Genomic DNA, 4,776 nt, shown 5'->3' with positions numbered 1-4,776 from the left:
TCGAGTCGTGAGCTTCGAGTCGTGAGCTTCGAGTCGTGAGCTTCGAGTCGTGAGCTTCGAGTCGTGAGCTTCGAGTCGTGAGCTTCGAGGCGTGAGCTTCGAGGCGTGAGCTTCGAGTCGTGAGCTTCGAGGCGTGAGCGGCGAGGCGAGCTTTGAGCTTCGACCTGCAAGCCGCGAAGTACGACGCGTGAAACACGAGCTTCAGACTCGCGGCTCGTGACTTCCGCTTGGCGTCAGCCCAGATTGCGCCGGTCTCGCTCGACTTGGCTGCGGCGTCGGCGTCGACTTCGGCAAACGATGCGTCCACCGTCGAATCGAATCGACGCTCGCACGCCGCCGTCACGCCATCAAGACCACACCCCCGAAGCCGCCCCGACGATTCCCGCGACGCTCACCGCCGCCGCCACCGCCGACACGATCCACAGATAGGCGCCGCGCGGCCGCTGCGCCGGCGGCAGCGCGATTGCCGCGAGCGCGACGAGCAACCCCGCGACGAGCGGCAGCATCACCGCGTTGACCACCTGCGCCGCGACGTTCAGCGACACCAGATCGGGCGCGACCCACACGATCGCCGCGCAGCCCGCGACCGCCGCGACATAGATTCCGTAGAACCAGGGCGCGCGCGTCGGCCGGTCGTCGAGCGAGCGCTCGTAGCCGGCCACCTCGCCGAGCCCCCACGCGAGCGACAGCGAGCAGACGATCGCCGCGACCATCGACGCGCCCAGCACGCCCGCGCCGAACAGCACGCGCGCCGCGTGCGGACCGACCACCGTTTCGAGCGCCGCGCTGATCTCGCCGACGCTGCCGAGCGTGCGCGACGCACCGTCGCCGGCGAGCGTCGCCGCGGCCGCGACGAGCACCGCGCCCGTCAGCAACTGCGTGAGCACCGCGCCCACGGCCGTCTCGGCGCGCGCCGCGCGATGGTCGTCCGGCCCGAGCCGTTTGTCGGCGACGGCCGCCTGCTGATAGAAGACCATCCACGGGTTGAAGGTCGCGCCGATCAGCGCGGCCGCGAGATAGCCGAACGGCGCGCCGGCGGCCGGCCGCGCGGCCGCCGACAGCAGCCCCCGCCATTGCGGATGCGCCTTCCACGCGACGACGAAGAACGTCAGCTCGAACGCGCCGATCACGATCGCCGCCTTGTCGACGCGCTTGTGCGAGCCCGTCATCACGATCGCGATCAGCAGCGCGACGGCGGCCGGCAGGCTGACCGAGCGCGGCACGCCGAACATCTCGCCGATGCCGGCGACGCCCGTGAATTCGGTCACGAGCGAACCGAGCACCGCGACGACGAGGCCGGCCGCCGACAGCCACGCCCATCCCGCGCCGAAATGCTCGCGGATCAGTTCGCCGTGGCCGCGTCCCGTGAAGATGCCGAGCCGCACGGTCAGCTCCTGAATCATGTACAGCAGCGGCACGAGGCCGAGCAGCAGCATCAGCGGACCGACGCCCCACTGCACGCCGGCTTGCGCGGCGGTGACGACGTTCCCGGCGTCGCAGTCGGCGAGCATGACGAGAAGCCCCGGCCCCCATAGCGCCGCCCATCGCAGGCGCGCGGGCGGAGTCGATTTCGGCGGAACGGAAGAGCCCGGCATGGTTACTGAAAGGTTGCGTCGGTAGTATGCGGCGGCCGATTGTAGCGCGCCGGGCGCGGCCGGCGCGAGCCGCGGCGAACCGGCGCACGGCGGCACGGCGCATGCCGACCGCGATTGCGCCGCCGCGCCGCTTCCTGCCGCGACGATCACTTCATCCGTGGATTCGATATGGAAACCTATATTCTGCTTGGCATCGGCTTCGGCGCGGGCTTGCTGATCGCGATCTGGGGCATCAGCCAGCTCAAGTGAGCGGCCGCATGCCGAACGACCGCAGCGGCCGCGCGGCAAAACAGCGCGCCGCCGCGCGCGCGTGACCGCGGCAGCGAGCGCGGCGGAAGATTCGCCGCGCTCGCAGCGAGACGTGCGCGCTCGCGCGCCGGGCATCGACAAGACCGGAAGCGACGCCTTCCGATGCGCCAGCCCGTCGCGCACGCCATTCCGGGAACGCACGCACGCGTCGGACATGCGCCGATCGCCCGCGGCGGGCCGGAACGGCCGCGCCGTCGCGTCTTCGTCGTCGCCTTCGTTCGTCCGGCTCGATCATCGTGCGCTCGCGGCCGCGCGCGCCCGTTCGTTTGCAACGGGCGCCGCCGCCGCGCCGTAAGCGCCCCCTCCCGCGCGCTGCCCGCCGCCGGCGGCCGACGCGCACGCGCCTCGAACGCCGCGGCGCTCACGCGCGCCGGCTGCGGCAGATCGCGTCACGCACGCGCTTCGAGCAGCCGGCGCGCGGCCCACCGCCCCGTCTCCGCCGCGCCGTCGGTCCACGGCGAGCCCATGTAGTCGCCCGCGAACAGCACGCGCCGGCACGCGTCCGCGCTCGCGCGGTACGCGGCGATCGCGCGCGCACGGCCGACGGGCGACAACGGCTCCGCCGCGTCCCAGCGCTGCACGTGCGTCGCCACGACCGCGTCGGCAAGCCCCGGCAGCAACGTGCGCGCGTCGTCGAGCGCGACGCGCGCGATCTCGTCGTCCGACGCGTAGCGCAACGCGCTCGCGCATGCATGCCCGAGCATCGCCGACACGACTTCGCCGCCCCCGTCGCCGATCCCGCGCCCGCGCTCGAACGTCAATGCGGCGATGCGGCGCGCATCCGGCGACAGCAGCGCGCCGTACACGCGCCGCAGCCGCGCCGGCGCACGCCAGCCCGGCGCGAGACCGAACGCGACGTGCACGGCACGCGCGTAGCCGGTCGCGAGCAGCACGCGCTCCGCGTCGGTTTGCGCGCGCCAGATGCGGCGCGCGACGGTCGCGGGCGTCGCGACGATCGCGGCGTCGAAGCGCAGCGCGCGATCGCCGACGCGCGCCGTCACGCCGCCCGAGTCCGCCGACAGCGCATCGACGGGCGCGCCGTAGCGCACGTCGAGCCGGGCCGCGAGCGCGCCGGGCAACGTCTGCCAGCCGCCCGCCACCGCCAGCGTGTGCGCGCCGTCGAAGCCGGTGACGGCGGCGAGCAGCGCGCGCGACGAACCGCGCAGCGACTGGAAATAGAGCCCATGAATCATCGGCGCGAAGATCGCGTCGACGGCCGCGCGCCCGAACGTCTGCTCAGCCCATTGCGCGGCGTCGGCATCGTCGAATTCGGCGAACGCCGCATAGCGGTTCGGATCGAGCGCGCGAATCCGCGCGAGCAGCGCGGCGCGCGCGCGGCCGACGCGCAGGCTGTCGCGCCAGCCGAGCAGGCCGCTCGCGGGAATCGTCCACGGACGGCGCGCATGCACGCGAAAGAGCCGCTCGCCGCGCTCGAACGCCGCCCACGGCGACGTCTTCACGAGCCGCGCCGCGAGCCCCGCCTCGCCGAAGAGCGGCATCAGATGCCGATAGCCGGACGACGGAAACTGCGCGCCGCATTCGATCACGTGACCGTGGAACGGCACGCTGCGAATCCGCCCGCCCGGGCGCTCGGCGGCCTCGACGACGGTGACGTCGCACCCGCCCCGCTTCAATTGCCAGCCGGCGGCCAGCCCGGCGATTCCTGCTCCGACGACGAGTACGTGCATGGCGAGGACGACCTCGAGGGTTGAACGAGGCCGTACAATAGCCGCCACGATCGGACCATACAAAGCCTGTACGTTTTCATGGCAAGAACGACAAGAGCGGACTGGATCGCGGCGGGCCTCGCCGCGCTCGACGACGAAGGCGCGCAAGGCGTGTCAGCCGACCAGCTCGCGCGCCGCCTGGGCGTCACGCGCGGTGCGTTCTACCATCACTTCGGCAGCCGGAAGGCGTTCGTTCTCGCGCTGCTCGCCGAATGGGAAGCGGCCTACACGACGCAGGCGATTGCGCTGCTGCAAGGCGACGAGCCGCCCGAGACCGCGCTCGACCGCTATCTCGCCGCGGCGTCGCGGATGAACCCGCGCCGCGAGGCGGCGATCCGGACGTGGTCGCTGCACGAGCCGCTCGTCGCCGAATTCCAGCGCCGCGCCGATCGCGCGCGGCTCGCGGCCGCGCATGCGTTCTGCAGGCAGACGCTGCGCAGCGAGTCAGACGCGGCGCTGTTCGCGCAGGTGTCCTACCTGTGCTTCGTCGGCGCGCAGCAAAGCGCGCTGCCGATGGGCCCGGACGATTTCGCGGCGCTGTTCCGCTCGCTGCTCGCGCTCGGCAAGCGGCTGCCGCCGGCGGGCGACGTCGAAGCCGACGGCCACGCCGATCGCGATGCCGATGCCGATACCGATACCGATACCGATGTTGCTCCGGCTCCGGCCCCGCCCGCCGCTCCGGCGCGGCGGGCGAGCAAGCCGGCCGCGCGCCGTTCGCGCGGCGATCGTCAGCCGAGAAACAGCCGATAAGCGGGATGGCCGGTTTCCTCGCGCTGCGGATAGCCGAGCGTCGCGAGGAAGCGGTCGAACGCCGCGTCGTCCGCCCGCGGCACCTGAAGGCCGACGAGGATCGAGCTCGCATCGCCGCCCTGATTGCGGTAGTGGAACAGGCTGATGTTCCAGTCGGGCGCCATCGCGGCGAGGAATTTCATCAGCGCGCCCGGCCGCTCGGGGAATTCGAAGCGGAACAGCCGCTCGTCGCGCGCGAGCGGCGAGCGGCCGCCGACCATGTGCCTCACATGCTGCTTCGCGAGTTCGTCGCCGCTCAGATCGACAGTGTCGAAGCCGTGCACGGCGAAGTTGCGCGCGATCTCGTCCGATTCGTCGCGCCGCTTGATCTGCACGCCGACGAAGATGTGCGCCGA

Annotated in this window: 4 protein-coding genes and 2 pseudogenes; 2 read left to right on the top strand and 4 right to left on the bottom strand. The window is 72.4% G+C overall.

What is annotated here, in order from left to right; genetic code table 11:
* A pseudogene (locus tag X946_RS36040) lies at window positions 1–307 on the bottom strand (hypothetical protein); the annotation flags it as partial.
* 40 nt (window positions 308–347) lie between these two features.
* Complete coding sequence (locus X946_RS04540; RefSeq protein ID WP_197419493.1) at window positions 348–1,511, bottom strand: NRAMP family divalent metal transporter; 1,164 nt, start codon at window positions 1,509–1,511, stop codon at window positions 348–350.
* Window positions 1,512–1,709: 198 nt separating this feature from the next.
* Between X946_RS04540 and X946_RS36530 the strand changes: the two genes are divergently transcribed.
* Window positions 1,710–1,844 (top strand): hypothetical protein, encoded by a 135-nt coding sequence (locus tag X946_RS36530; protein ID WP_257789113.1) that lies wholly within the window; start codon window positions 1,710–1,712, stop codon window positions 1,842–1,844.
* Window positions 1,845–2,293: 449 nt separating this feature from the next.
* Here the strand turns inward: X946_RS36530 and X946_RS04525 are convergent, their stop codons facing one another.
* Window positions 2,294–3,592 (bottom strand): protoporphyrinogen/coproporphyrinogen oxidase, encoded by a 1,299-nt coding sequence (locus X946_RS04525; protein ID WP_038744508.1) that lies wholly within the window; start codon window positions 3,590–3,592, stop codon window positions 2,294–2,296.
* A 78-nt stretch (window positions 3,593–3,670) separates the two neighbouring features.
* Between X946_RS04525 and X946_RS04520 the strand changes: the two genes are divergently transcribed.
* Window positions 3,671–4,381, top strand: a complete 711-nt coding sequence (locus X946_RS04520) for a TetR/AcrR family transcriptional regulator (RefSeq protein WP_038744506.1) — start codon at window positions 3,671–3,673, stop codon at window positions 4,379–4,381.
* Here X946_RS04520 and X946_RS04515 read toward each other — a convergent pair.
* Window positions 4,360–4,776, bottom strand: a pseudogene (locus X946_RS04515) (threonine ammonia-lyase, biosynthetic); the annotation flags it as partial. The gene X946_RS04520 and the pseudogene X946_RS04515 sit on opposite strands and share 22 nt — an antisense overlap.

The organism is Burkholderia sp. ABCPW 111 (genome assembly GCF_000773065.1).
In the GTDB taxonomy this organism is placed as follows: domain Bacteria; phylum Pseudomonadota; class Gammaproteobacteria; order Burkholderiales; family Burkholderiaceae; genus Burkholderia; species Burkholderia savannae.
This window is presented reverse-complemented; position numbering and strand designations above follow the sequence as displayed.

Coding starts and splice junctions, on each gene's coding strand:
- X946_RS04540 (WP_197419493.1), bottom strand. CDS start 1,511: ATGCTCGCCGACTGCGACGCCGGGAACGTCGTCACCGCCGCGCAAGCC.
- X946_RS04525 (WP_038744508.1), bottom strand. CDS start 3,592: ATGCACGTACTCGTCGTCGGAGCAGGAATCGCCGGGCTGGCCGCCGGC.
- X946_RS04520 (WP_038744506.1), top strand. CDS start 3,671: ATGGCAAGAACGACAAGAGCGGACTGGATCGCGGCGGGCCTCGCCGCG.